Genomic DNA, 23,656 nt, shown 5'->3' on the forward strand with positions numbered 1-23,656 from the left:
CATGAGCGCATTCGATTTTCCCTCCATCCCAGTCGACCAGCCAACGCTCGTGCTTGGCCTGGGTGAGACAGGTATGGCCGCAGCCCGGTGGTGCGCCCGTCATGGCGCACCGTTGCGTGTGCTCGATACCCGCGAAAATCCGAAAGGCCTGGATGACTTCAAAGCCGTATTTTCAGGGCACGCGGTTGCGTATCACCTGGGTGCAAACGCCCTGGTGCCGGCCAACTTCGATGGCGTTGCCCAGATTGTCGTCAGCCCTGGCTTATCGCCGTTGGCCGAACCCGTGTGCGGGTTCCTGCAGGCTGCGCGCGAAGCCGGTATCGAGATATTGGGCGAAATTGAGCTATTTGCGCGCGCACTAGCCGATATGCGTGGGCAAGGTTATGCGCCCAAGGTGTTGGCGGTTACGGGTACCAACGGGAAAACAACGGTTACGGCCATGACACGTCATTTATTGGCAGGTTGCGGCATCAGTACACGTGCTGCCGGCAATATTAGCCCGGCGGCCCTGACGGCCCTGGCCGATACACTCGATACAGATTCATTGCCTCAGGCGTGGGTGCTCGAGTTGTCGAGTTTTCAGCTTGAAACTACTTGTTCATTGGCGCTTGATGCTGCAGTTGTGCTCAACGTGACCCAGGATCATCTGGATTGGCACGGGTCGATGCAAGCCTATGCCGATGCCAAGGCACGCTTGCTGGGCATGGCTAACGTAGCGGTTGTCAACCGTGACGATCCCGTCACCTCCCGGATGGTAGCGGCATTGGAAGATGTATCGGTGCGGTCGTTTGGTCGCGCCGCGCCGGTGTTGACGGGTGATTTCGGTTTGTCTTCCGATCATGGGGTCAACTGGTTGTGCGTTGCCGAGGCAGCCGACTTCGACGTGCCGTCTGCGCCGCGACGTCGCAAGCAAACAGAGCCGCAACGACGCGAGGTTGGCCGTGTCAGTCGCCTGATGCCTGTTGATGCACTGAAAGTTCGTGGCATGCACAACGCCCTGAATGCGCTTGCAGCGCTTGCGCTGGCGCGAGAAGTCGGGCTGGGGTGGGCGCCGTTGTTGCATGCGTTGCGCGACTATGCCGGCGAGCCTAATCGCACCGAGTTCGTCCGTACAGTAGCCGGCGTAGATTTCATCAACGACAGCAAAGGGACGAATGTCGGCGCAACCGTTGCCGCCCTTGAAGGCCTGGGACAAAACGTGGTGCTCATTGCGGGTGGTCTGGGCAAAGGCCAAGACTTTTCAGTGTTGGCGCCGGTCGTGCGCGCCTACGCGGCCGGGGTCGTGCTTATTGGCCAGGATGCCGCGCGTATCGAGCAGGCGCTTGCTGAAACCGGCGTGCCCATGACACATGCGGCAACCATGGATGATGCGGTCAGGCAGGCCATGCAATTGGCCAAGCCGGGGCAGGCCGTGCTGTTGTCGCCGGCTTGCGCCAGTATGGACATGTTCAACGATTACGCGCATCGGGCGCGTGTGTTCATTGACGCGGTCAACGAATTGGCCATGGATCACGGAGAGGTGGTATGAGCCTGTTCGCCGACCTGACATCCGGTATCAATTCGGTCAAGCCCGGGCGCACCAGTATGCCCAGCTTCGACTTTAGTGTGCTGGCGGTAACGCTCGCGTTGGTGCTGTTTGGCTTGTTAATGGTGTATTCGGCTTCCATTGCCTTGGCCGATGGGCCGCGTTACGCCAATTACGGTCGCTATTACTTTGTCGTGCGTCATGGCTTGTTTCTGGTCATCGGGTTTGTGGCCGCAGTCATGGCCTTCAGCATTCCGCTCAGGGTTTGGGAAAAGCTTGCCATTCCGCTTTTTTTGGTGTGTTTGTTCTTGTTGCTGGTTGTCCTGATTCCCGGCATTGGGCGGGAAGTGAACGGGGCGCGCCGTTGGCTACCGCTCGGGCCGGTCAATTTTCAGCCGTCCGAACTGATGAAAGTGGCTATTTGTTTGTTTGCGGCCTCTTACACGGTGCGTAAGCAGGCGCATATGCAAAGCTTCTTGCGGGGGTTCATGCCCATGGCCGCTGCATTGGCCATTGTGGGTATGGTGCTGCTCCTCGAACCAGACCTCGGCGCGTTCATTGTTATTGTGGCCATTGCCGTGGGTGTGTTGTTTATCGGCGGGCTTAACGGCAAATTGTTTTCAGCCTTGCTGGGTATCCTGCTAACCAGCTTCTTGATGCTGATCTGGCTTGCACCGTGGCGCCGCGAGCGATTGTTTGCGTATCTTGACCCCTGGAATCCGGACAATATGTATGGCAGTGCTTATCAGTTGTCGCATTCTTTGATTGCCTTAGGTCGGGGCGAGTGGTTTGGCGTGGGTTTGGGGGCCAGTGTAGAAAAGCTCCATTATTTGCCCGAAGCGCATACCGATTTCATCGTGGCCGTTATTGGTGAAGAGCTTGGGTTTGTGGGCGTGCTGTGCCTGATTCTCGCTTTTGCCTATGTAATTTGGCGCGCCTTCGACATTGGTCGTCAGGCCATCGCCATCGAGCGTGTGTTCAATGGCCTGGTCGCGCAGGGCGTGGCCATGTGGTTTGGCATTCAGTCGTTTATCAATATTGGCGTATGCGTAGGGCTGTTGCCCACCAAGGGGCTTACCTTGCCGCTCGTTAGTTACGGGGGCTCGGGCATTGTCATGAATATGGTGGCGGTGGCCATATTGCTAAGGGTCGATTACGAAAACCGGAACCTGATGCGGGGCAAGCGGACATGACGACGCGCACGTTAATGATTATGGCGGGTGGCACCGGCGGGCATATCATGCCGGGGTTGGCTGTCGCTCACGAAATGCAGTCGCGGGGCTGGCGCGTTGTCTGGCTGGGGCACCCCGAGCGCATGGAAGGTCGTCTGGTGCCTGCGCATGGCCTGCCGATCGAACCGCTGCGCTTTGGCGGCGTTCGAGGCAAAGGGCTGAAGGCGTTGTTCGCATTGCCGTTCAGCCTGTTGCGTGCCGGCTTGCAAGCCCGCTCTGCGTTGGCCCGGGTTAAGCCCGATGTTGTGCTGGGCATGGGAGGGTATGTTGCGTTTCCCGGTGGGTTGGCCGCCTGGCTGAAGCGCATACCTATGGTCATACACGAACAAAATGCCGTGGCCGGTACAGCCAACCGCTGGTTGGCCAAAATGGCCGATAAAGTATTGGTGGGCTTTCCGGGGGCGCTGCCCGGCGCGCTGATGGTTGGCAACCCTGTTAGGGCCGAGCTGATGCAAATTGATGCCGCTGACCAGCGTTATGGTCGACGCCAGGGGCCCTTGCGGCTGCTGGTGGTGGGCGGAAGCCTGGGCGCAAAGGCCCTGAACGAAACACTGCCCGAAGCGTTGGCGCTGTTAGCGCCCGATCAACGCCCCGTTATCGTGCATCAGACCGGCGAGCAACATCTTGATGCCGTCCGGCAAGCCTATGCGCGCGCGGGTGTCGAGGCGCAGTGCCATGCTTTCATCAGTGATATGAAAGCCGCGCTTGACGATGCGGACGTGTTGGTGTGCCGGGCTGGCGCCATGACGGTGGCCGAAGTCGCAGCCGTTGGCGTGGCAGCGTTGTTTGTGCCGTTGCCGCACGCCATTGACGATCATCAAACCGCAAACGCGCGCTACCTTAGCGCGTGTCACGGGGGCTGGTTGCAGCCCCAGTCCGAACTTACGCCGCAATGGCTGGCCGCCTGGCTGCAGCAGCGCACGCGCACCGAGCTGGCTGACGTTGCCCGCCATGCGCATGAGCATGCCAGCCTGAATGCAACTCAGGCGATTGCCGACGCTTGCGAGCTAGCCGCCGGGAGGGGCGAATGAAACACAGAATTCAAAGTATCCATTTTGTCGGTATTGGCGGCTCCGGGATGAGCGGCATTGCCGAGGTTTTGCTGAACCTGGGCTACGCCATTAGCGGCTCCGACATTCAGGCTTCTGCCGTCACGCGGCGTCTGGAGCAGTTGGGCGCCAAGGTGACCATTGGTCATCATGCCGATAATATCAAGGGTGTCGGCGCGCTGGTAACCTCGACAGCCGTATCGGGCGACAACCCTGAAGTGCTGGCTGCGCGTGCGGCCCATATCCCGGTTGTTCCTCGCGCCCTGATGCTGGCCGAACTGATGCGGCTTAAGCGCGGTATTGCAGTTGCCGGAACCCACGGCAAAACCACCACAACCAGCCTGGTGGCCAGTGTGCTTGCCGGCGGCGGGCTCGACCCGACCTTTGTGATTGGCGGGCGGTTAACCTCGGCGGGTGCCAATGCCCGGTTAGGCCAGGGCGAATTCATTGTTGTCGAAGCCGACGAGTCAGACGCCTCGTTTCTGAATCTGCTGCCGGTGATGGGCATCATCACTAATATCGATGTTGACCACATGGATACCTATGGCCATGATGTCGCCCGGTTAAAAAGCGCGTTTATAGAGTTTACCCAGCGTTTGCCGTTTTACGGCAGCGCTATTGTGTGTGGTGACGATGCTTACGTCCGTGAAATTATTCCCTTCATTTCCCGGCCGGTAACCACGTACGGTTTTGGTGAAGACGTTCTGGTGCGCGCGGTAAATGTACGCCCCGAAGGCACGATGATGTGCTTTGACGTGGTGCGCAAATCGGCTTCTGGTCAACTGCCCTTGTTGTCGGTGCGCCTGAATTTGCCAGGTCGCCACAACGTGCTCAATGCGTTGGCGGCCATTGCCGTTGCCACCGAGCTGGGGGTCGAAGACACAGAAATTGCGCGTGCGCTGGCCGAGTTTAACGGTGTTGGTCGCCGCTTTACGCAAGTGGGCGATTTTGCCGTGCCGCAGGCGCACGGAGGCGGGCACTTTACCCTGGTTGATGACTATGGTCATCACCCAGTTGAAATGGCTGCGACCTTGTCGGCCGCGCGTGGCGCCTGGCCCGATCGCCGAATCGTTCTGGCTTTCCAGCCCCACCGTTACACGCGCACCCGCGATTGCTTCGAAGATTTCGTCAAGGTACTAAGCCAGGCCGACGCCGTGTTGCTTACCGAGGTCTACCCCGCTGGCGAGGCGCCGTTGGTGGCCGCCGATGGGCGCGCGTTGACCAGGGCCGTCCGGGTGGCCGGAAAGGTAGAACCGCTATTTATAGAGAATGTGGCTGATCTGCCGCAAGCCATTGTTGATTTCGCACGCGATGGCGATGTTGTGATTGTTATGGGTGCCGGCTCAATCAGCAAAGTTCCGGGGCAGTTGGGAGATTTGGTATGAGCAAGGCATACGGACGCGTAGGTGTGTTGTATGGTGGCTCTTCGGCCGAGCGCGAAGTGTCGTTGATGTCTGGTGAAGGGGTCCACTCGGCCCTGCGCAGTGCGGGTGTTGATGCCCACCTGTTCGATACCGGTACACACAGCCTTCAAGCGCTCATCGAGGCGGGCTTCGACCGGGTGTTTATTGCGCTGCATGGGCGCTATGGCGAAGACGGTACCGTGCAGGGCCTGCTGGAACTGATGGGTGTGCCTTATACCGGCAGCGGTGTGCTGGCTTCCAGCCTGGCCATGGACAAGATCATGACCAAACAAATCTGGATCAAGGCAGGGTTGCCCACGCCTGGGTATGCCGTTGTCTGCCACGAAGACGAGCTGGAAGCGGCCGGGCGCGAAGTCGGGTACCCCCTGATGGTCAAGCCGCCCCACGAAGGATCGACGCTGGGCATTACCAAAGTGAACGACGAAAGTGAACTGCTGGCTGCGTATCGTTTGGCTGCGCGGTTTGATGATGAGGTCTTGCTGGAGGCTTTTGTGCAGGGTCGCGAACTGACCGTGCCGGTGCTGGGCAAAGGGCGCGAGGTTCGGGCGCTGCCGGCTATCGAGATTATTGCGCCTGGCGGCAACTACGACTACGAGCACAAGTACGTATCTAACGACACTCGCTACGAGTGCCCGGCGCCCGTCGAGAAAAAGACAACAGTCGAACTGATCCGGTTGGCAGAGCAGGCCTACACCGCGCTGGGTTGCGAAGGGTGGGGGCGTGCCGACTTCATGCTTGACGCCCAGGGGCAGCCGTGGTTGCTTGAAATGAATACTTCACCCGGCATGACCAGCCATTCGCTGGTGCCCATGGGCGCCAAAGCGGCGGGCATGAGTTACGCCGATTTGTGTCTGGCCATCCTGGATACGGCATCGTGCAAAGTGCGCGCACCCGAAAAAGCATAAGGATCCGAACGTGTTTAACGACGCCCGTCTGATCAACTTCATTGCGAATACGCTGGCGATGCTGGCGTTGTTGGCTATGGTTGTGGGCGTGGTGGTTTGGGTGGTGCAACGACCTTACTTTGCCATCGCACAAGTGCAGATCAAACCCATGGATGAGCAAGCCCTGGGCTATGTGTCGGTGGCAACGGTTCAGGCCACTATTGCGGGCAAGCTGATGGGCAACTTTTTCAGCGTCAATCTCGACGAGGCCCGGCGCTTGCTTGAAACTGTGCCGTGGGTACGCAACGTCAGTATTCGTCGCGTCTGGCCCAATACCCTGCAGGTCGAGTTCGAAGAGCAGCAGCCTTTGGCGCTCTGGAATGAAGACCAGATGATCAATACCTGGGGTGAGGCTTTTCGGGCCAACCAGGGTGAGCTGCCTGACGATGCCGCATTGCCCGAATTTTCTGGCCCGCAAGACGCTGAGCGACTGGTTGTGCAACGTTACGCCGAGCTGGTGCGCTGGTTTGCGCCCCTGGGCCTGACCGTACGCGAAATTCATCTCAGCCCGCGGTATGCGTGGTCTGTGAAGCTGTCTGACGGCCTCTTGCTTAACCTGGGGCGAGACCCGGCCGCCGATGTTGCGGATCCGCATGGGCGATCGGGTGCGTTGCCGTTTGCCAAGCGCATTGAGCGTTTTGTACAAGCATGGCCTGTGCTGGCTCAGCAAATGCAGCAAAAAGTGGCCAGTGCCGATTTGCGTTACCCGGATGGGTTTGCCGTTACCCTGGCGCCCGTTTCCTCATCTTCTTCTGAATAAAAAACTATGACGCGTGACATCAAAGATCTGATCGTTGCCCTGGATATCGGTACCAGCAAGGTGGTTGCGGTGGTGGCCGAAATTTTGCCGGAAGGTCGCTTCGAAGTGATCGGCCTGGGGCAGCATGAGTCGCAGGGCATGCGTAAAGGTGTTGTGGTCAACATCGAGGCAACGGTCAACTCGATCCAGCGCGCGCTCGAAGAAGCCGAACTGATGGCCGACTGCAAGATCCGTGAGGTATACACCGGGATTGCCGGCAGCCACATTACCAGCTTCAACTCCAGCGGCATGGTGGCTGTTAAAGACAAAGAAGTGACCCCCACCGATGTCGCGCGCGTCATCGAAACCGCGAAGGCCGTCAATATTCCGACCGATCAGCAGGTGTTGCATGTGCTGACGCAAGAGTTCATTGTTGATAACCAGGACGATATCCGCGAGCCGATCGGCATGAGCGGTTTGCGACTTGAAGTGCGCGTGCATATCGTGACCGGCGCGGTTAGTGCAGCACAAAATATTGTCAAGTGTGTACGTCGTTGCGGGCTAGAGGTGCAGGACCTGATTCTGCAACCTTTGGCCTCCAGTATGGCGTGCCTGACGGCCGACGAAAAAGAGCTGGGCGTTGTTTTAGTGGATATTGGTGGTGGGACAACCGACATAGCCATTTACACCGGCGGCGCCATTCGCCATACTGCCGTGGTTCCGATCGCGGGCGATCAAATTACCAGCGATATTGCGGCCATGTTGCGCACACCAACACCCGATGCCGAAGAGATCAAGTTGCGTTACGGGATAGCCAAGCAAGTGCTGGCCAACCCCGAAGAGCACATCGAAGTGCCGGGCTTGGGCGACCGCCCGAACCGGCATGTGAAGCGTCAGGCGCTGGGTGCGGTCATCGAGCCGCGCGTTGAAGAGCTGTTCACGTTTGTGCAGCAGGTGGTTCGCGAGTCGGGGTACGAAGATTTGCTGGCGTCAGGGGTGGTGCTCACGGGGGGCACGGCCTTGTTGCCGGGCGTCGTAGAGTTGGCCGAAGACGTTTTCCTCAAGCCGGTGCGCGTTGCCGTACCGGCCTACGAGGGCAGTCTGGCCGACGTGATGCGCAACCCAAGGTTTTCTACGGTCATGGGGCTGTTGACCGAAGCGCGTTTGCAGCGCGTTCGGGGCAAAAAAGTGGCGCAGCAAAAAGGCAGCGTCAAAACATTGCTGGCCCGCATGAAAGAGTGGTTCATGAATTAAGGCGCGAAAGTGCCTTGATGGGCAGGTCGGGTGGCCTGCCCAAAGAAGACGTTTCAAATCAGATGCGAACGCACGGTTGGCATCTCCTTTGAAGCGATTTCTGAAAATTGCAGTTTTGGGGAATTTTGAAAATTAATTTTTGAACATGTGAGGGAGTCAACATGATGAATTTCGAAATGCTCGACAACAATAACAGCGGCACCGTTATCAAGGTCGTCGGTGTTGGGGGGGCCGGCGGTAACGCTGTGGCCCATATGATCCGATCCGGTATTAGCGGTGTCGATTTCATTTGCTGCAATACCGATGCGCAAGCCTTGGCTGCCACCGAGGCACCTGTCCAGATCCGTCTGGGCCGCACCGGCCTGGGTGCTGGCGCCAAGCCCGAACAAGGGCGAGCTGCGGCTGAAACCGCCCGCGAAGAGATCCGTGCCGCCCTGAACGGTGCGCACATGGTCTTTATTACTGCAGGCATGGGGGGCGGCACGGGTACGGGGGCAGGCCCGGTCGTGGCCGAAGTGGCCAAAGAGCTCGGTATCTTGACGGTCGGTGTGGTGACCAAGCCTTTTTCCTTCGAGGGCACCAAACGTTTGCGCATGGCCGAAGAGGGCATCTCCGAGTTGTCTCGTCATGTTCACTCCCTGATCGTCGTACTGAACGAAAACCTCTACGACCTGATGGATGATGACGCGACCCAGGAAGACTGCTTCAAGGCTGCCGATGACGTACTGCACAACGCTTGCGCCGGTATTGCTGAAATCATCAACGTCGAAGGTAACGTTAACGTCGACTTCGAAGACGTCAAGACCATCATGGGCGAGCAGGGCCAGGCCATGATGGGCACGGCAATTGCCGCCGGCGCCGATCGTGCGCGTGTGGCGGCCGAGCAAGCCATTGCCTGCCCGCTGCTCGAAGGTGTCGACCTGCATGGTGCACGTGGCATGCTGGTTAACATTACGGCCAGCCGCACGCTCAAAATGCGTGAAACGCGCGAAATCATGGACACCATCCGTGGTTTTGCCGCAGAAGACGCCACAGTCATTTACGGTACGGCTTACGACGAGTCCATGGGTGAGAACCTGCGAGTCACCGTTGTTGCAACCGGTTTGGGCCGCGCCAACGCACGCCCTCAGTTGGTGCAAACCCAACACGAGGCACGTCGTACCGGTACTGATGACGCACCTTTTGCAAGTGGCCACGACTTTTCGGGCGCTGCCGAAGTGCCGGCGGTTATTCGCAACCCGCGCAGCCAGGCTTCGGCCCAGGTGCGGGCTCTCGAAACGGCGGGTATGGATCACTTCGATATCCCCGCGTTTTTGCGCAAGCAAGCCGACTAAATCCCGGCGCGCTGTAGCGTAAAAACGACTCTCACATGCAGGGGTGTGGTTTAGCCCTGGCGCCGCCCGCCCGCCGGTCTGTTGTTCCCCAGAACAGGCCGGCGGGCGAGTGCGTGCGTTTGAAACTTTCAGATTGTTTCGGGGTCAGTACAAAAAGCTTAACGTTGCCCGATAAGCGGTTACAATAAAAACTTGGCCGTGAATGCATCACGGCGCTAAAAATAGCACCATAAATATCATCATGTTACGTCAGCGTACCCTGCAAAAAGCCATCAGCACGATCGGGGTTGGTCTTCATTCCGGCCGTCGGGTCGAGCTCACATTGCGTCCGGCCGAACCCAATACAGGTATTGTGTTCCACCGAACCGATCTCCCCCAGGTCGTCGACTTGCCCGCTCAGGCCAGTCTGGTTGGCGGTACGCGCATGGCGTCTGTCTTGCAAAAAGACAACGTCCGGGTGTCCACTGTCGAGCACCTGATGTCGGCGCTTGCCGGTCTGGGTATCGACAATCTGCACATCGATCTCAACGCCGAAGAAGTTCCCATCATGGACGGCAGTGCGGGTACCTTCGTGTATTTGCTGCGCTCGGCCGGTCTTGAAGAACAGCAGGCCGCCAAAAAATTCATCCGTGTGCTCAAGCCCATCGAAGTTCGCGAAGGCGAGGGCAACGACCTCAAATGGGCCCGTCTCGAACCCCACGACGGCTTTGCCTTGTCGTTCTCCATCGATTTCCGTCATCCGGCTATCGACGCTACCGCCAGTTTTGCCGAAATCGATTTTGCCAAAGAGTCCTACGTCAAGGCTATTGCCCGCGCGCGCACCTTCGGCTTTGTCAACGAACTCGAGGCCTTGCTGGCTGCAGGCCTGGCGCGTGGCGGCAGTCTCGACAACGCCATCGTCATGGATGAATACCGGGTGCTCAACTCCGACGGCCTGCGTTACGAAGACGAGTTCGTAAAGCATAAAATTCTCGATGCCATCGGCGACTTGTACCTTATTGGCAAACCATTGGTGGCCCGTTACGTGGCCTGCAAGTCGGGGCACGGGCTTAATAATCAGTTGGCCCGTGCATTGCTGGCCGACGAGTCCGCCTGGGAAATCGTCACCTACGAGTCTGCCGCCGCTGCGCCAAAGGCTCTGGTCCACGAATGGAAACTTGCGTAAACTCAATCGGTTAAACTAACCGGTATGGCAATAAAAAACGCTGCCCGTTGCAGCGTTTTTTATTTTCACAGTGCCTTCAGGTTACTGTTTGTGGCGCGCAATAAGCCGTGCCAACGCATCCGAAAGCGGCCCGTCCGGTGTGTTTTTTCGCAGGTGCTCAAAGGCCGCCAGGGCTTGGGCGTCCAGCGGGTTCACATCTTTTTCCCGTGCTGTTTTTATCTCGCCCTGTAACAGGTTTGCTTGAACCTTGACACCGATTTCGTTAACGTTCCAGCCAGTTTGTATCAGCAACTGAACGATTCTTGGGGCAAGCTGTCGAAGCTTCGAGGCATGGGATGCGCTGGGCACCGCCAGCGTCACTTTATCGCCCTCTATGCGTGCAACGCGGCAACTGCCGGCCAGGGCCGGTGGTAGCGCTTTCTGTGTTACGCGCTCAATTTGCAGCAGTTGTTGTGCTGTTGCCAGTACATTGACTCCCCGCTGGTCATGATTCAGCCAGTCGTAGGCTGTATGACCCGTCTTGTGCCCAGAAAAGGCACTTGCGCGGCGTGGAGTGTCTGACATATGCAGGATAAGTAAGGAATGACAGTTTTGAAAGAATTGAAGTCAGAAAAGCAAGACCCCATCAGTGCGCATTCTAGCGCCAAAGACAGACGGCTTTGGGTTTGGGTGCCGGCGGTTCTTGCCCTGATGGCAGGCTCGGCGGGCGCCGGAGCCTGGGGTTATGCCCAACTGGCTCAGGCCGACAGCGTGATGCCCACGCACAGCGTACCGCAAACTTATCAGGTTGCCGCGCACGACAGCGGCTTGCTGCGCGCCAACCTTGGGCAACTGGCGGCAAAAGTCGGCGAGCTTCAGGCGCGCGTTATTGAAATGGACGGCGTCAGCAAGCGGGTTGCGCAGGCGGCGGGCGTGTCGTACACCGACCCTGAGGTGCAGGCCAGCCTCGAAGAGGGTGTTCATGTGCTGGATGAGCCGGGCGGGATGGCCGTGCCTTATGAGTCGGCCGAAACCCTGGGGCGCGAGCTTGATTTGCTGGAGCGCCGGCTGGCCATGCAGCGCGACAGCTTTGCCATGCTCGATCTGGTCATGACCCGGCGGGCCGGTATCGAGGCCAGTATGCCTTCCTATTCACCCGTTAATTATCCTTATCTCAGCTCGTCGTACGGCTGGCGTCGCCACCCGATTTCGGGCCGCCACACAATGCACGAAGGGCTTGATTTCGCCGCGCCCCATGGTGCGCCCATCTATGCGGCCTCTGGAGGCGTGGTGACGCTATCGGGCAATCAGCCCGGTTACGGTAAAACCATCGAAATTCAGCACGGCCATGGTCTGGTTACCCGATACGCGCACGCATCGCGTCTTGGGGTCAAGGTAGGCGATCTGGTCGAAAAAGGCCAGGAAATCGGTAAAGTGGGTTCTACGGGCCGTTCCACGGGCCCGCACTTGCACTTTGAGGTCAGAATCGGCGGCCACCCGCTCGATCCTCGGCTCTTCCTGAGTCAGCCCGAGGTCGAGAAAACCCTTGTGGCCAGCGCAGATGACGAAGTCAAGAACGCGCGTGCGCAGGTGCGTTAAACTGTATCGTTTTCCTGCGGCACGGCCGCCAACTCATACGAAGAACTATGGTTTCTCTGCTTAAAAAGCTTTTAGGTTCCCGCAACGACCGGATCCTCAAACAGTATCGAAAGCTGGTCGGGCAAATCAATGCCCTCGAACCGTCGCTTCAGGCGCTGTCCGATGACGAGCTCCGGGAAAAAACAACCCAGTTCAAAGCACGGTTGGCCGAAGGCAAAACGCTCGACAGCCTGTTGCCGGAAGCCTTTGCCGTGGTGCGCGAGGCCAGCAAGCGCGTGTTCGGCATGCGGCACTTCGATGTCCAGATGCTCGGCGCCATTGCCTTGCATAACGGCAAAATCGCCGAAATGCGTACCGGCGAAGGTAAAACCCTTATGGCGACCCTGGCGGTCTACCTCAACGCCCTCGCGGGCAAGGGTGTTCATGTGGTTACCGTGAACGATTACCTTGCGCGCCGGGATGCCGGCTGGATGGGACGTTTGTACAACTTCCTGGGGCTGTCTGTGGGTGTTGTCGTGCCTCAGCAAGAAAACAACGAAAAAATCGCAGCATACGCCGCCGATATTACCTACGGTACCAACAACGAATTTGGCTTCGATTATCTGCGCGACAACATGGAGTATCGCGCCGAAGATCGTCGTCAGCGTGGTTTGCATTTTGCGATTGTCGACGAGGTTGATTCGATTCTTATCGACGAAGCCCGTACGCCGTTGATTATTTCCGGTCAGGCTGAAGATCACACCGATCTTTATATTCGCATGAATGCAGTACCGCCCATGCTGGTGCGCATGGCCTCCGAGCCCAAACCCCACGAGCCCGAACCCGAGGGGGATTTCTGGGTGGACGAAAAAGGCCAGCAGGTGCACTTGTCTGAATCGGGCATGGAGCACGCCGAAGAGATCTTGTCGCGCATCGGTTTGCTCCCCGAGGGCGAGTCTTTGTACGACCCGCGTCATATTTCCCTTATTCACCACTTAATGGTTGCATTGCGGGCGCATAATTTGTTCCACCGCGACCAGCACTATGTGGTGGCCAACGACGAAGTTGTTATCGTCGACGAATTCACCGGACGCCTGATGGCAGGTCGTCGGTGGTCCGACGGCTTGCACCAGGCGGTCGAGGCTAAAGAGGGCGTAAAGATCCAGAACGAAAACCAGACGCTGGCGTCTATTACGTTCCAGAACTATTTCCGCATGTACGAGAAGCTCTCGGGCATGACGGGTACCGCCGACACCGAAGCCTACGAATTCCAGGAAATCTACGGCCTCGAGACGGTTCTGATCCCGACCAATCGTCCCATGGTTCGTATCGACCAGAACGATCAGGTGTTTAAAACCGATAACGAAAAGTACAACGCCATTCTGGCCGACATCAAAGATTGCCAGGAACGTGGTCAGCCGGTGCTGGTGGGTACAACCAGCATCGAAAACTCCGAACGCTTGTCGACCTTGCTGGGTAAGGCGGGGTTGGCCCACGAGGTACTGAACGCCAAGCAGCACGCGCGTGAGGCCGAAATTGTGGCCGAAGCAGGCAAGCCAGGTCGCATTACCATTGCCACCAATATGGCGGGTCGGGGTACCGATATCGTGCTGGGCGGCAGCATCGAAAAACAGGTTGATCTGATCCGTGCCGACGCGTCTTTGTCCGAAGACGAGAAACAGGCCCGCATCCAGCAAGTCAAACAAGACTGGCAGCCTCTGAACGAGCAAGTCAAGGCAGCGGGTGGCTTACGTATCATTGGTACCGAACGCCACGAGTCGCGGCGTATCGATAACCAGCTGCGCGGCCGTGCCGGTCGTCAGGGCGATCCGGGTTCTTCGCGGTTCTATTTGTCCCTCGAAGACTCTCTCATGCGAATTTTCGCGGGCGATCGTGTTCGCGCCATTATGGAGCGTTTGCGCTTGCCTGAGGGCGAGCCCATTGAAGCGCGCATGGTGTCGCGCTCCATCGAGTCTGCACAGCGCAAGGTCGAGGCACGCAACTTCGATATCCGTAAGCAGTTGCTTCAGTTCGACGACGTCGCCAACGACCAGCGCAAAGTGCTTTACGCACAGCGCAACGATGTGCTCGATGCCGCCGATGTGGGCGACACGGTGGTTAACCTGCTCAATGCAACCATCGTCGAAACATTTCGTGCCTATGTGCCCGAAGAGTCTGTCGAAGATCAATGGGATATCGCCGCGTTGCAGGCGACGCTTGAATCCGATTGGGGTGTTGTCCTGCCGTTGGCCGATATGCTCGAGCAAGAGCCCAACCTTACCGACGAAGACCTGCTCGAGCGCGTGCAGGCCGAGGCCCGACGCGTTTATCAAGACAAAGTTGAGCTTGTCGGGCGCGCTAACTGGGCGCCGTTCGAGCGCTCGGTGCTGCTCCAGTCTATCGATACCAACTGGCGCAATCACTTGTCGGCCCTCGATCACTTGCGTCAGGGCATTCATTTGCGGGGTTATGCCCAAAAAGACCCCAAGCAAGAATACAAACGCGAGGCCTTCGAGCTGTTTTCCGACATGCTCGACCGCGTGCGTACCGAAGTGGTTCGTGTATTGTTGACGGTACGTATTCAAACGCCGGAGCAAGTCGAAGTTGCCGAGCCTGAACCGTCTGGCGTCGGCAGCGTCACGTATCATCATTCAGACTACGATGCCGCACTTAGCGGCGAAGACCCGGGCCTTGAGGAAGAGCCGGCGTCGGCGGGCGCACTGGGTGGTGTGCCCAAAGTAGGGCGAAACGATGCATGCCCCTGCGGTAGCGGTAAAAAGTACAAACACTGCCACGGCAAGTTAAGTTAACGCGGGGTTCGCCCGAGCAATAAAAAACACCTCAAGGCTGGATACCAATCCGGTCTTTGAGGTGTTTTTTTATGGGGCTTTACGACCAGTACGCAGGGCGGCGACACGAAGTGTTAGTGCAATGGCGGGGGGCAGTGGGGTGGCGTCGGCACGATGACGAGGCGTTTGCCGCGACAAGGCGCCGGTGCTCTGAGTGCTGCGGCTTAAAGCAGAAACAGCGACGCCAGACCCAGGAAAATAAAGAAGCCTAACGAATCGGTGGCAAAGGTAAGCAGGACCGATGAGCCCATGGCGGGGTCTTTGCCGAAGCGATCGCGCAGCACCGGGATAAGCACACCCAGGGCTGCACCAATTAGCATATTGCCGATCATGGCGATCATCATGACCAGCGCAATGGCCCATTGGCCGGAAATCCACCAGGCAAAGCTGGCGGCGACCAGGCTGCCGCAGGCTCCCACCATGAAAGTCACTTTTAACTCGCGCTGAACCAGTCGCCAGGCCGAAGACCCGGTGACGCGCCCCATGGCCAAGGCCCGGATAACCATAGTCATGGTTTGGTTGCCCGAGTTGCCGCCGATACCGGCCACGATGGACATTAAAAACGCCAGAATGACGATGTGGCTGACTGTGTCTTCGAACCGGGACGCGACAAACGACGCGACCGATGCGGTGACCAGATTGACCAGCAGCCAGGGGGCGCGGTTGCGGATGGCGCTGACCACCGGAGCGAACATATCTTCTTCTTGGAGACCGGCACGAGACAGGGCTTGTTCTTGCGAGTCTTCTTGAATTACGTCGACCACTTCTGCGATGGTGACGCGGCCGATCAACCGGCCCTGGTCGTCGATGACCGGGGCGGAAACCAGATCGTAACGTTCGAAAGCCCCTGCTGCATCGGCGTCGGAGTCGAGCGGGTTGAGGGTGAGGAAGTCGGTATGCATGACTTCTTTCACATCAATTTCGGGTTCGCTGACCAGCAGCTTTGAAACCGGAAGCACGCCTTGCAGTTTGTCTTGCCGGTCGACCACAAAGATCTGGTCGGTGTGGTCAGGGAGTTCTTGCAGGCGGCGCAGGTAACGCAGGACGACCTCGAGCGAAACGTCTTCGCGCACCCGGACCATTTCGAAGTCCATGATGGCGCCTACAGTGCCTTCCGGGTAGCCCATGGCTTCAATAAGCTGCGCGCGCTCTTCGTCGGTCAGGCCCTTCTGGACCTCGGCAACGACGTCGGGCGGCAGGTCGGCGACCAGGTCGGCGATCTCGTCGGCATCCATGGCCTCGGTCGCCGCCACGAGGTCTTTGCGGTCCATCGACTTGATCAGCGATTCGCGCGCCCAGTCGTCGATTTCGAGCAGTACGTCGGCGTCAAACTCCGGGTTGACCAGTTGCCACACGGCCTGACGCTCGTCAACCGGCAAGGACTCGAGAATGAAGGCAATATCAGACGGGTGCAGATCGTTGATAATGCCTTTGATTTCGTTCTCGTGCTGACGATGAAGAATCCCTTCGAGCAGGTTGGACTTCTCGTCTTCTTCGTACTGGCGCTGCGCGAGGGCCTCGACAACCTCTTGCCGTTTCAGGATGGCCTGGAGCTTTTGCAGGGCCTGCTGGGCGTCTTCGGGGTCGAGGCGCCGGGGGATGATGATGGCCTCGTTGACGGGCTGCTGCGAAGAGGGGGGTGTTTGCTGCATGGGTAGGCGTGACCTTTAGTTGGCCTGGCGAAGCCAGCGGCAGGCCAGTTCGACCCAGTAGCTGGCCCCGATGGGCAGCAGATTGTCGTTGAAGTCGTAGCTACCGTTGTGCAGCGTGCAAGGCCCAAGGCCGTGGCCCTTGGTGCGATGGTCGCCGTCGCCGTTGCCGATCCAGACATAGCAGCCGGGCTTTTCTTTGAGCATGAAGGCGAAGTCTTCGGCGCCCATAGACGGCCGGATATCTTGGAACACCATGGCGTCGCCGGCAATATCGCGCGCCACTTCGGCGCAAAGGGCCGCTTCGGCGGGGTGATTGACCGTTGGGGGGTATTTTCGGGCGAACACAAAATTGGACGTGCAATTGAAGGCTTCGGCGGTGTGCCTGATGATGTCGTCCATGCGTTGTTCGATAAGGTCGAGTGCGGCTTCGGAAAGCGTGCGTACCGTACCCCGGATTTCGGTTGTGTCGGGGATGACGTTGTCGGCGGTGCCGCCGTGGATTTGCGTCACGCTGAGCACGGCCGGGTCGAGCGGGTCGAGATTGCGGGTGATGGTGGTTTGCAGTGACTGCACAATTTGTACGGCCGCCATGATGGGGTCGTGGCCCAGGTTGGGCATGGCGGCATGGGCGCCTTTGCCCTGTATGGTGATTTCGAAATTGTTGCTGCCGCCCATGATGGGGCCGGGAATAACCCCGAAACTACCCGCAGGCATGCCAGGCCAGTTATGCATGCCAAAAACGGCATCCATTGGGAACTGGCCGAAAAGGCCATCGTCGATCATGCGTTTTGCGCCGCTGAAGCCTTCTTCGGCAGGCTGGAAGATGACATACACCGTGCCAGGGAAGTCGCGGCTTTGCGCAAGATACCTGGCGGCCGCCAACAGCATGGCGGTATGGCCGTCGTGGCCACAGGCGTGCATTTTGCCGGCGTGCTTGCTGGCATGTGCAAAGCTGTTGGTTTCTTGCATGGGCAAGGCGTCCATGTCGGCACGCAAGCCCACAGCCTTGCCCGGCCGGTTGCCGGTAATGGTGCCAACCACCCCCGTAACGCCCAGCCCCCTGTGCGCCGGGATGCCCCAGCTTGAGAGCTGTTCGGCCACCACATCGGCCGTACGAAACTCTTCGTAGGCCAGTTCGGGATGAGCGTGGATGTCGCGGCGAATGGCGGCGATTTCGGGTTGCCAGCTGACCAAAGGTTCGACAAGCTTCATGATGTTTGCCCGGGTTGACTGGATGGATTGGAAGGCGTCAGCTTGCCGTGGGCCAGCTGTAAAATGGGCTGGGCCAGCCGCTTGTTGGCCGCATAAATATTGCCACCGACAGGCCATGGGGTTTGGCCGTTGATGTCATCGGCGACGCCGCCGGCCTCGCGGACCAGCAGGGTGCCTGCAGCGACATCCCACGAAGCCAGGCCCATTTCCCAGTAGCCGTCGTAGCGTCCGCACGCTGTCCAGGCCAGATCGAGGGCCGCAGAACCAAAGCGCCGGACCCCGCGCGTATTGTGCATGGCCTGGCTTAACGTAGGCATGTAGTTGTCGTAGAAACTAAAGTCGCGAAAGGGCAGGCCAGTGGCCAGCAACGCTTCGGCGAGCGTGTCGGTATGAGAGCAGTTGATACGATGACCGTTGAGCCAGGCGCCGCTGTCGTGCAGCGCGGTAAACAGTTCTTCGCGGCACGGGTCGTACACAACCCCGATAACCGGCGTGTCTTTGGTTAGTGCGCCCAGACCGGGTAAGTGCGTGCCGATATGTGCAACCAGGGCAATAGAAACGGCGTAATGCGGAATACCATGCAAGAAGTTGGTGGTACCGTCGAGCGGGTCGATATACCAGGTGGCCAGGCCGTTGACGTCACCGCCGGTTTCTTCGGCCACAATGCCAAATTGCGGTGTGTCGGTTTTAAGAACCTCTAAAATGGCCAGCTCGGCTTCGCGGTCGGCCTGCGATACCAGGTCGTTGCGGGCTTTCTTGTCGATGATCAGGTCTTGTCGGCGATGCGCGTACGACTGCAATACTGCAGCGCCGGCGCGGGCCGCGCGTACAGCGGTTTCGAGGTTTTCGCCAAGGTGAAGTGATTGTGTATTCATGCCGGTTTTTACTGTTGCCTTCGACCTATAAGTTTACGCAACATTATGCGTGCCGTCTCTGACAGAATTAATAAAACGTAATGAATGATTCCCTCTGCAGCCCGGCAATACCGACAACGGCGTGGCTGTCGGCAGGCGGCTTGCCGGCCGGGTGGCGGGGACGCTCGTCATTTACGGTGTGCGACACCGGTTTTGGTGCCGGCCAGCGGTTCATTTCAACCTGGTCGATATGGCGTTGTGATGCGAATCGCTGCGAGCGATTGCATTACGTGGGATTTTGCCCGGTGCCCGAGCCCGACCAGGAGGCCTGCCGCAAGGGAGCGATGTCTGACGACGAGGCGTCATGCCATGACGCGCTGCGCACGGCATTGTTGGCGCATGTGCCGTTGCCGGGCGTCAGTCGCCTCGATTTTGAAGGGGGGGCGGTCACGCTGACGCTTTTCTACATGCCGCTCTGGAAGGCGCTAATGCAGGCCGAAGCTCGCGTCGATCTCTATTTTATCGACGCAATGTTGGCCGCCATCGGGGCGCAAACCGGCGGTTATTCGCCCTATGGGCAATTGGCCCGAATGGCGGCGCGGCAGGCTTGTGTGGCGTTGCCGGTCATCGATGCGTTTGGCGATCTGGGGCGAGGGCTAAAGAAAGCGGGCTTTATCTTTGATCCCGTTGTTGCGCCTCAACCAAGCGATTCCGTCATAGCATGTGCCGACAATCGGCTGAATGCGTCGGCGGCAAACGACCATCGTGCAGCGGTTTGCGTGGCCAGGCTGCGTCCTGGCATCTTTCACGGGGCCGCTAATGCCGCTCACGGCGTCGATACCGTTTCGGCTTCGGCGCCCGTGGTGGTGATTGGCGGGGGGGTTGCCGGGGCCGCCGTCGCGTGGGCGCTTGCCTTTCGTGGCCGAAAAGTCATTGTTGTTGATCCTGCCTTTTCCCGGTCGCCACAGGGGGTTCATGCCGGGCATCTGGCTGCCGCTGCCACGCCGGTTGTGTCGAGAGATGACGATTACCGGGCGCGCCTGACGCGTGCCGGGGTTCGCCTTGCCTGGCAGCGTTGGCAACATATCGATGCTGCCAGCCGGCCGCGTCAAACCGGTACGCTTGGTTTGGCCCGCGACGCCGATGAGGTTGACCGGGTGCGTGCGGCGCTGGAAGGCGGAGACTTTCCTGAGGGCTGGGCCCGCTGGCAAACCTCGCAAACTGCATCACTTGCCGCAGCTGTGTCGCTGTCGGTACCGGGGGTGTTGTTTGCCGATGGCTTGTTGATCAGGCCGGGGGCGCTGATCGCCGCGCAAATGTCATCGCCGCTTGTTCAGTGCATTGCGGCTGCCGGGCACCGGCTTGAGCAGGCCGGTGACGGGGGCTGGCTGCTGCGGGGCCCCGATGAGCAGGTGCTGGCGCAGGCCGCCACCGTGGTTGTGGCGAATGCGGCCGGGGTGGTGCCTCTTTTGCAACGCAGTGGCTTGTTGGTCCGGGCGCCACGATTGCGGCAATTGCAGGCCATTGCCGGTCAGGTCAGCTACTTTAATGCGCTGCGTTGCGCGGTCGACCCGAAGGTGGTGATAGATGGCCCCGGGTATTGGCTACCGGCAGTCGATGGTATCAATGTGGCCGGCGGTACTTACGCATTGGGGGCCGAGGTGCCTGCGGTGACGCAGGCAGGTCACGACGACATTATTGAAAAGCTGGGCGCGTTCCTGCCGGCCGAGGCGGTGCAACGATTGCCCGGCTCGATTGTCGGCGGGTGGTCGGGCTGGCGGGCGGTGGTGCCGGGCCGATTACCGGTAGTGGGCGCGTTGCCAGGGGCAAATGGCGTATGGGTGGCTTGTGCGTACGGGTCTCGGGGTTTAAGCTGGGCGGCGCTTGCGGCCGAAGTTATCGCCGCGACAGTGTGTTGCGAGCCGCTGCCCCTTGAGCGGGAGTTACTGATGGCCATCGCCCCAGGCAAGCGTTAAATATTGCGTTGGCAAGCATTAACGGCCCCATAATGTACCGGGTCACCCGAAAATCAGGTGCCCTGAGCGACGGGATTAGGCCTAAAAACAAGAAACGATTTTGTTTTATAGCGTAAATCCGTCAAAATAACGTCTTTTGAATGCTTTGAGGCTTTAAGCCCAGGGAATGCGCTGTGTCGCCAAAGTCTGACCTTGAAAACGTGAAGCCCATCGATCTTCTGAAATTTATAAGCGCAAAATCAACGACCGTTGATTTCCAGATCGCTGATACCGATTTTTGTTTGCGCATCGAGGCCCATGCGCCGGGTGTGTTTCGTTTGCAATGCGGCGCCCAGGCGCTGTTGTCGCCCGAGAAGCCATCGGCCCGTGCCTTGCGCCATGCCGAAATGTTGCTGGTGCGCCCCGAGCCTGTCAGCGAGCTCGCCGTCAGCTCCGTGCTTGACGGTGCCGGCAATGCATGGTGCATCGAGCAAGGCGACATTGCGCTCGAAATCCAGGCCGACGGTTGTTGGTCGTTACACCGAGGCGAGCACCTGTTGCTGGCTTCCGGTACGCCCGCGTTGCAGCAGGGTGCCACCGACGCGGGCCTGGTTTGGCACGCCAACTTCGAGCTCGACGACGAAGAGTCTTTGTTTGGCCTGGGCGAAGCAACCGGCGACTTCGACCGCCGAGGTCAAACGCTGGTCAGCGATTTGCCGGCCAGTCGCGCACTGCCGTTGCTCTGGTGCCCGACGGGTTGGGGGGTGTATGCCAATACGCTTTCGCGTGTTCAGCATGACCTGGGACATACCCATCCGGGGCTGTACACGCTTGCGCTTCACGACGATGTCCTCGACGTCTTCCTGTTTGCAGGTGATCCGTCCGAAATCCTCAACCAATACACCGCCTTAACGGGGCGTGCGGGTCAGCCCGGCCTGTGGCCCATGGGCGTATGGCTCGATCAGGCGCCCGGTCAATCCACAGCCGAACTGCTGTCGGCGGCCCGAGGTCTTCGCGAAGCCGCTTTTTCGTTTGATGCCGTCCGTCTCACGGGCCCGGCGCCTTATGGGTTTCAGGCCGACAAGCCGGTTTTCGAGTGGGACACCGGGCGCGTGCCCGACCCGAAAGCGCTGGTCGCCGAATTTGGCAAGCTGAATGCGCAGCTGGCCGTGCCTACTTTTCCGGGCGTACTGGCTGACACCGTATTGTTCGAAGAGTGGGAAGACCGCGGCTGGCTGCTTATTAATGACGACGATGGCGGTGCCCATGTCTTTGACGGCACGCCGGCCAGTGGCGGGCGGCCGTTCGGCTTGCTCGATCTGACCAATAAAGATGTCTACAAGACCTGGTCCGAACGTCAGCGTCAGGTATTTGACGATGGCATTGGCGCGCCAGTGTGCGATGCCCAGTTCAACATTCCCGACGGCATTACGGCTCGCGGTGGCGAGACGGGTGCGCAGTTGCGTGTTGTATACCCGTTGCTTGCCCGCCGCGCGTTGTTCGATGCGGTTGCCGGCCATAAAACACCGCAAGAAGGCGTGGTGTTCAGCAACGATCTTTTCCCTGCGGTGCAGCGGTTTGCATGGCAGTCCGGGCCGGCCGTGTCCAACGATTGGGCGGGTTTTCAGCATTCGTTGCGTACGGCGCTTTCGGTTGGGGCCAGCGGCGTGCCTGTGCAAATGCATACGTTGGGTAATGCAGCGGCATCGGTGGCCAACCTTACGCCAGAGCTGTATGTGCGTTGGCTGGCCGCGTGCGTATTCTCGGCCAACTTCAGTTTTCAGGCGGCAAGCGCATTGCTGCCCCAAGCCTTCGATGCCCAGACACAGGCTTTAGTCAAGCATTGGTTGCAGTGGCGCTATCGTCTGGTGCCTTATGTGCTGGGCATTATCGAAGACGCGGTACGTACAGGCTTGCCCGTTCAGCGCACCATGGCCATGGTGTTTCCGGACGATGTCGTTGCCCATGCATGGGATACCCAATATATGCTTGGGCCGGCATTGCTGGTTGCACCTGCAACCCAGCCTGGTCGCCAGGTAAAAGTGTATTTGCCCGAAGGTGCTGCCTGGTGGGACCTGAACACGGGGTGGCGCTACGAAGGCGGAACAACGCTGCTTGTCGATGCCGGTCTGGATACCTTGCCGGTGTTTGGTCGAGAGGGGCAAATGCTTTGCCTGGGGCCTGTGGCGCCCCACACGGCCGAATTCAATTCGGCGCGATTGCTCGAAGAGGTCTGGCTGTTTGGCATGCCCGAACATAGCCCGGCGGTTATGCGTAACAAGATTCGGGTCATGCAAATGCAAGGTTCCAGCTATATCAAAGGTCTTGAAGGTCTGAAAATTCTGCCTTCCGAGGGGCTCGAGGTTAAACGTCGTGGCGCCGAAGTAAGAATCTCCAGAATGAGGTAAACTGTCGCCCTTCGGGAATAACAGGGTAGCGTTTAGGTGCCTTATGTGCTTTTCGAAGTAGAGACCAAAAAATTTAAAAATTTCTTGGTTTTTATTTGACAGACCGATAAAGTTTATGTCATAATTTAATTCTTAGGTCGGGTTGGTAGCTCAGTCGGTAGAGCACCGGACTTTTAATCCGTTGGTCCTGGGTTCGAATCCCAGTCAACCCACCACAAAATTCAAAAGGCCGCGTCCAAAAGACGCGGCCTTTTTCGTTGTGTGTCCAAAGGCTCGGCTCGTGGCTCTTCCCCATTATCGGGGATACGCATTCGTCAGACCAGGGCGCTGTCTGGGTTTTTGACACGGACGGTGTCAGGGCCGTGTGGCAACGGGCATCGCACGGCCCCGTTGGGGCTGCCCGCCGTCCAGACCTTGCCCGTGGCGGACGCGGAACTCGTGGGCTCGACCCGATGGGTCGAAAATGCCCACTCAAACAGCCGCGTCCTTGCATCCACGGTCAA

Annotated in this window: 17 protein-coding genes and 1 tRNA gene; 14 read left to right on the forward strand and 4 right to left on the reverse strand. The window is 58.9% G+C overall.

Annotated elements, in window-relative coordinates; all coding sequences use genetic code 11:
* The first annotated feature begins 1 nt into the window (after nucleotide 1).
* The 9 genes from murD to lpxC all read left to right on the forward strand — a co-directional run bounded on the left by murD (nucleotide 2) and on the right by lpxC (nucleotide 10,666).
* Entirely contained in the window at nucleotides 2-1,528 is a 1,527-nt protein-coding gene (gene murD, locus GTU67_RS10605) for a UDP-N-acetylmuramoyl-L-alanine--D-glutamate ligase (protein ID WP_185780044.1), read from the forward strand.
* Nucleotides 1,525-2,718 (forward strand): putative lipid II flippase FtsW, encoded by a 1,194-nt coding sequence (ftsW, locus tag GTU67_RS10610; protein WP_185780045.1) that lies wholly within the window; start codon nucleotides 1,525-1,527, stop codon nucleotides 2,716-2,718. The genes murD and ftsW overlap by 4 nt, the downstream gene beginning before the upstream one ends.
* Nucleotides 2,715-3,788: an undecaprenyldiphospho-muramoylpentapeptide beta-N-acetylglucosaminyltransferase gene (murG, locus tag GTU67_RS10615; protein ID WP_185780046.1), complete on the forward strand. Its 1,074-nt coding sequence runs from the start codon at nucleotides 2,715-2,717 to the stop codon at nucleotides 3,786-3,788. The genes ftsW and murG overlap by 4 nt, the downstream gene beginning before the upstream one ends.
* Nucleotides 3,785-5,191 carry a UDP-N-acetylmuramate--L-alanine ligase gene (gene murC, locus GTU67_RS10620; RefSeq protein WP_185780047.1) on the forward strand — a complete coding sequence of 469 codons (1,407 nt, stop codon included), beginning with the start codon at nucleotides 3,785-3,787 and terminating at the stop codon, nucleotides 5,189-5,191. The genes murG and murC overlap by 4 nt, the downstream gene beginning before the upstream one ends.
* Nucleotides 5,188-6,135, forward strand: a complete 948-nt coding sequence (locus GTU67_RS10625) for a D-alanine--D-alanine ligase (RefSeq protein ID WP_185780048.1) — start codon at nucleotides 5,188-5,190, stop codon at nucleotides 6,133-6,135. Before murC ends, GTU67_RS10625 begins: the two co-directional genes overlap by 4 nt.
* Nucleotides 6,136-6,145: 10 nt before the next feature.
* Entirely contained in the window at nucleotides 6,146-6,934 is a 789-nt protein-coding gene (locus GTU67_RS10630; protein WP_185780049.1) for a cell division protein FtsQ/DivIB, read from the forward strand.
* A gap of 6 nt (nucleotides 6,935-6,940) precedes the next feature.
* A complete protein-coding gene (gene ftsA, locus GTU67_RS10635; protein ID WP_093970585.1) occupies nucleotides 6,941-8,167 on the forward strand; it encodes a cell division protein FtsA in 1,227 nt (408 codons plus the stop codon).
* Nucleotides 8,168-8,328: 161 nt separating this feature from the next.
* Nucleotides 8,329-9,501, forward strand: coding sequence for a cell division protein FtsZ (ftsZ, locus tag GTU67_RS10640; protein ID WP_185780050.1), 1,173 nt, complete (start codon nucleotides 8,329-8,331; stop codon nucleotides 9,499-9,501).
* 241 nt (nucleotides 9,502-9,742) lie between these two features.
* Nucleotides 9,743-10,666 carry a UDP-3-O-acyl-N-acetylglucosamine deacetylase gene (gene lpxC / locus GTU67_RS10645; protein WP_185780051.1) on the forward strand — a complete coding sequence of 308 codons (924 nt, stop codon included), beginning with the start codon at nucleotides 9,743-9,745 and terminating at the stop codon, nucleotides 10,664-10,666.
* 81 nt (nucleotides 10,667-10,747) lie between these two features.
* On the opposite strand, the gene GTU67_RS10650 is transcribed toward lpxC, so the two are convergent.
* On the reverse strand, nucleotides 10,748-11,230 hold the full coding sequence (locus tag GTU67_RS10650; RefSeq protein ID WP_185780052.1) for a DciA family protein: 483 nt from the start codon (nucleotides 11,228-11,230) through the stop codon (nucleotides 10,748-10,750).
* An 18-nt stretch (nucleotides 11,231-11,248) separates the two neighbouring features.
* Here GTU67_RS10650 and GTU67_RS10655 point away from each other — a divergent pair, with 18 nt between their 5' ends.
* Nucleotides 11,249-12,244: a M23 family metallopeptidase gene (locus GTU67_RS10655; RefSeq protein ID WP_249417685.1), complete on the forward strand. Its 996-nt coding sequence runs from the start codon at nucleotides 11,249-11,251 to the stop codon at nucleotides 12,242-12,244.
* Nucleotides 12,245-12,291: 47 nt separating this feature from the next.
* Nucleotides 12,292-15,033 (forward strand): preprotein translocase subunit SecA, encoded by a 2,742-nt coding sequence (gene secA, locus GTU67_RS10660; RefSeq protein ID WP_185780053.1) that lies wholly within the window; start codon nucleotides 12,292-12,294, stop codon nucleotides 15,031-15,033.
* A 203-nt stretch (nucleotides 15,034-15,236) separates the two neighbouring features.
* On the opposite strand, the gene mgtE is transcribed toward secA, so the two are convergent.
* Genes mgtE through GTU67_RS10675 form a run of 3 tightly spaced genes read right to left on the reverse strand, consistent with a single transcriptional unit; the run spans nucleotide 15,237 to nucleotide 18,811 of the window.
* Nucleotides 15,237-16,724 (reverse strand): magnesium transporter, encoded by a 1,488-nt coding sequence (gene mgtE / locus GTU67_RS10665; RefSeq protein WP_185780054.1) that lies wholly within the window; start codon nucleotides 16,722-16,724, stop codon nucleotides 15,237-15,239.
* Nucleotides 16,725-16,739: 15 nt separating this feature from the next.
* A complete protein-coding gene (locus GTU67_RS10670) occupies nucleotides 16,740-17,936 on the reverse strand; it encodes a M20 aminoacylase family protein (RefSeq protein WP_185780055.1) in 1,197 nt (398 codons plus the stop codon).
* Nucleotides 17,933-18,811, reverse strand: coding sequence for an inositol monophosphatase family protein (locus GTU67_RS10675; protein WP_185780056.1), 879 nt, complete (start codon nucleotides 18,809-18,811; stop codon nucleotides 17,933-17,935). Before GTU67_RS10675 ends, GTU67_RS10670 begins: the two co-directional genes overlap by 4 nt.
* An 80-nt stretch (nucleotides 18,812-18,891) precedes the next feature.
* On the opposite strand from GTU67_RS10675, the gene GTU67_RS10680 reads away from it, so the two are divergent.
* From GTU67_RS10680 to GTU67_RS10690, 3 genes are all read left to right on the forward strand, one after another.
* On the forward strand, nucleotides 18,892-20,766 hold the full coding sequence (locus tag GTU67_RS10680) for an FAD-dependent oxidoreductase (protein ID WP_185780057.1): 1,875 nt from the start codon (nucleotides 18,892-18,894) through the stop codon (nucleotides 20,764-20,766).
* Between the two features lie 173 nt (nucleotides 20,767-20,939).
* On the forward strand, nucleotides 20,940-23,153 hold the full coding sequence (locus GTU67_RS10685; RefSeq protein WP_185780058.1) for a TIM-barrel domain-containing protein: 2,214 nt from the start codon (nucleotides 20,940-20,942) through the stop codon (nucleotides 23,151-23,153).
* Nucleotides 23,154-23,292: 139 nt separating this feature from the next.
* Nucleotides 23,293-23,368 (forward strand) — tRNA-Lys (locus tag GTU67_RS10690).
* The last annotated feature ends 288 nt before the right edge of the window (nucleotides 23,369-23,656 follow it).

The sequence above is a fragment of the Pusillimonas minor genome (assembly GCF_014237865.1).
Classification (GTDB): domain Bacteria; phylum Pseudomonadota; class Gammaproteobacteria; order Burkholderiales; family Burkholderiaceae_B; genus Neopusillimonas; species Neopusillimonas minor.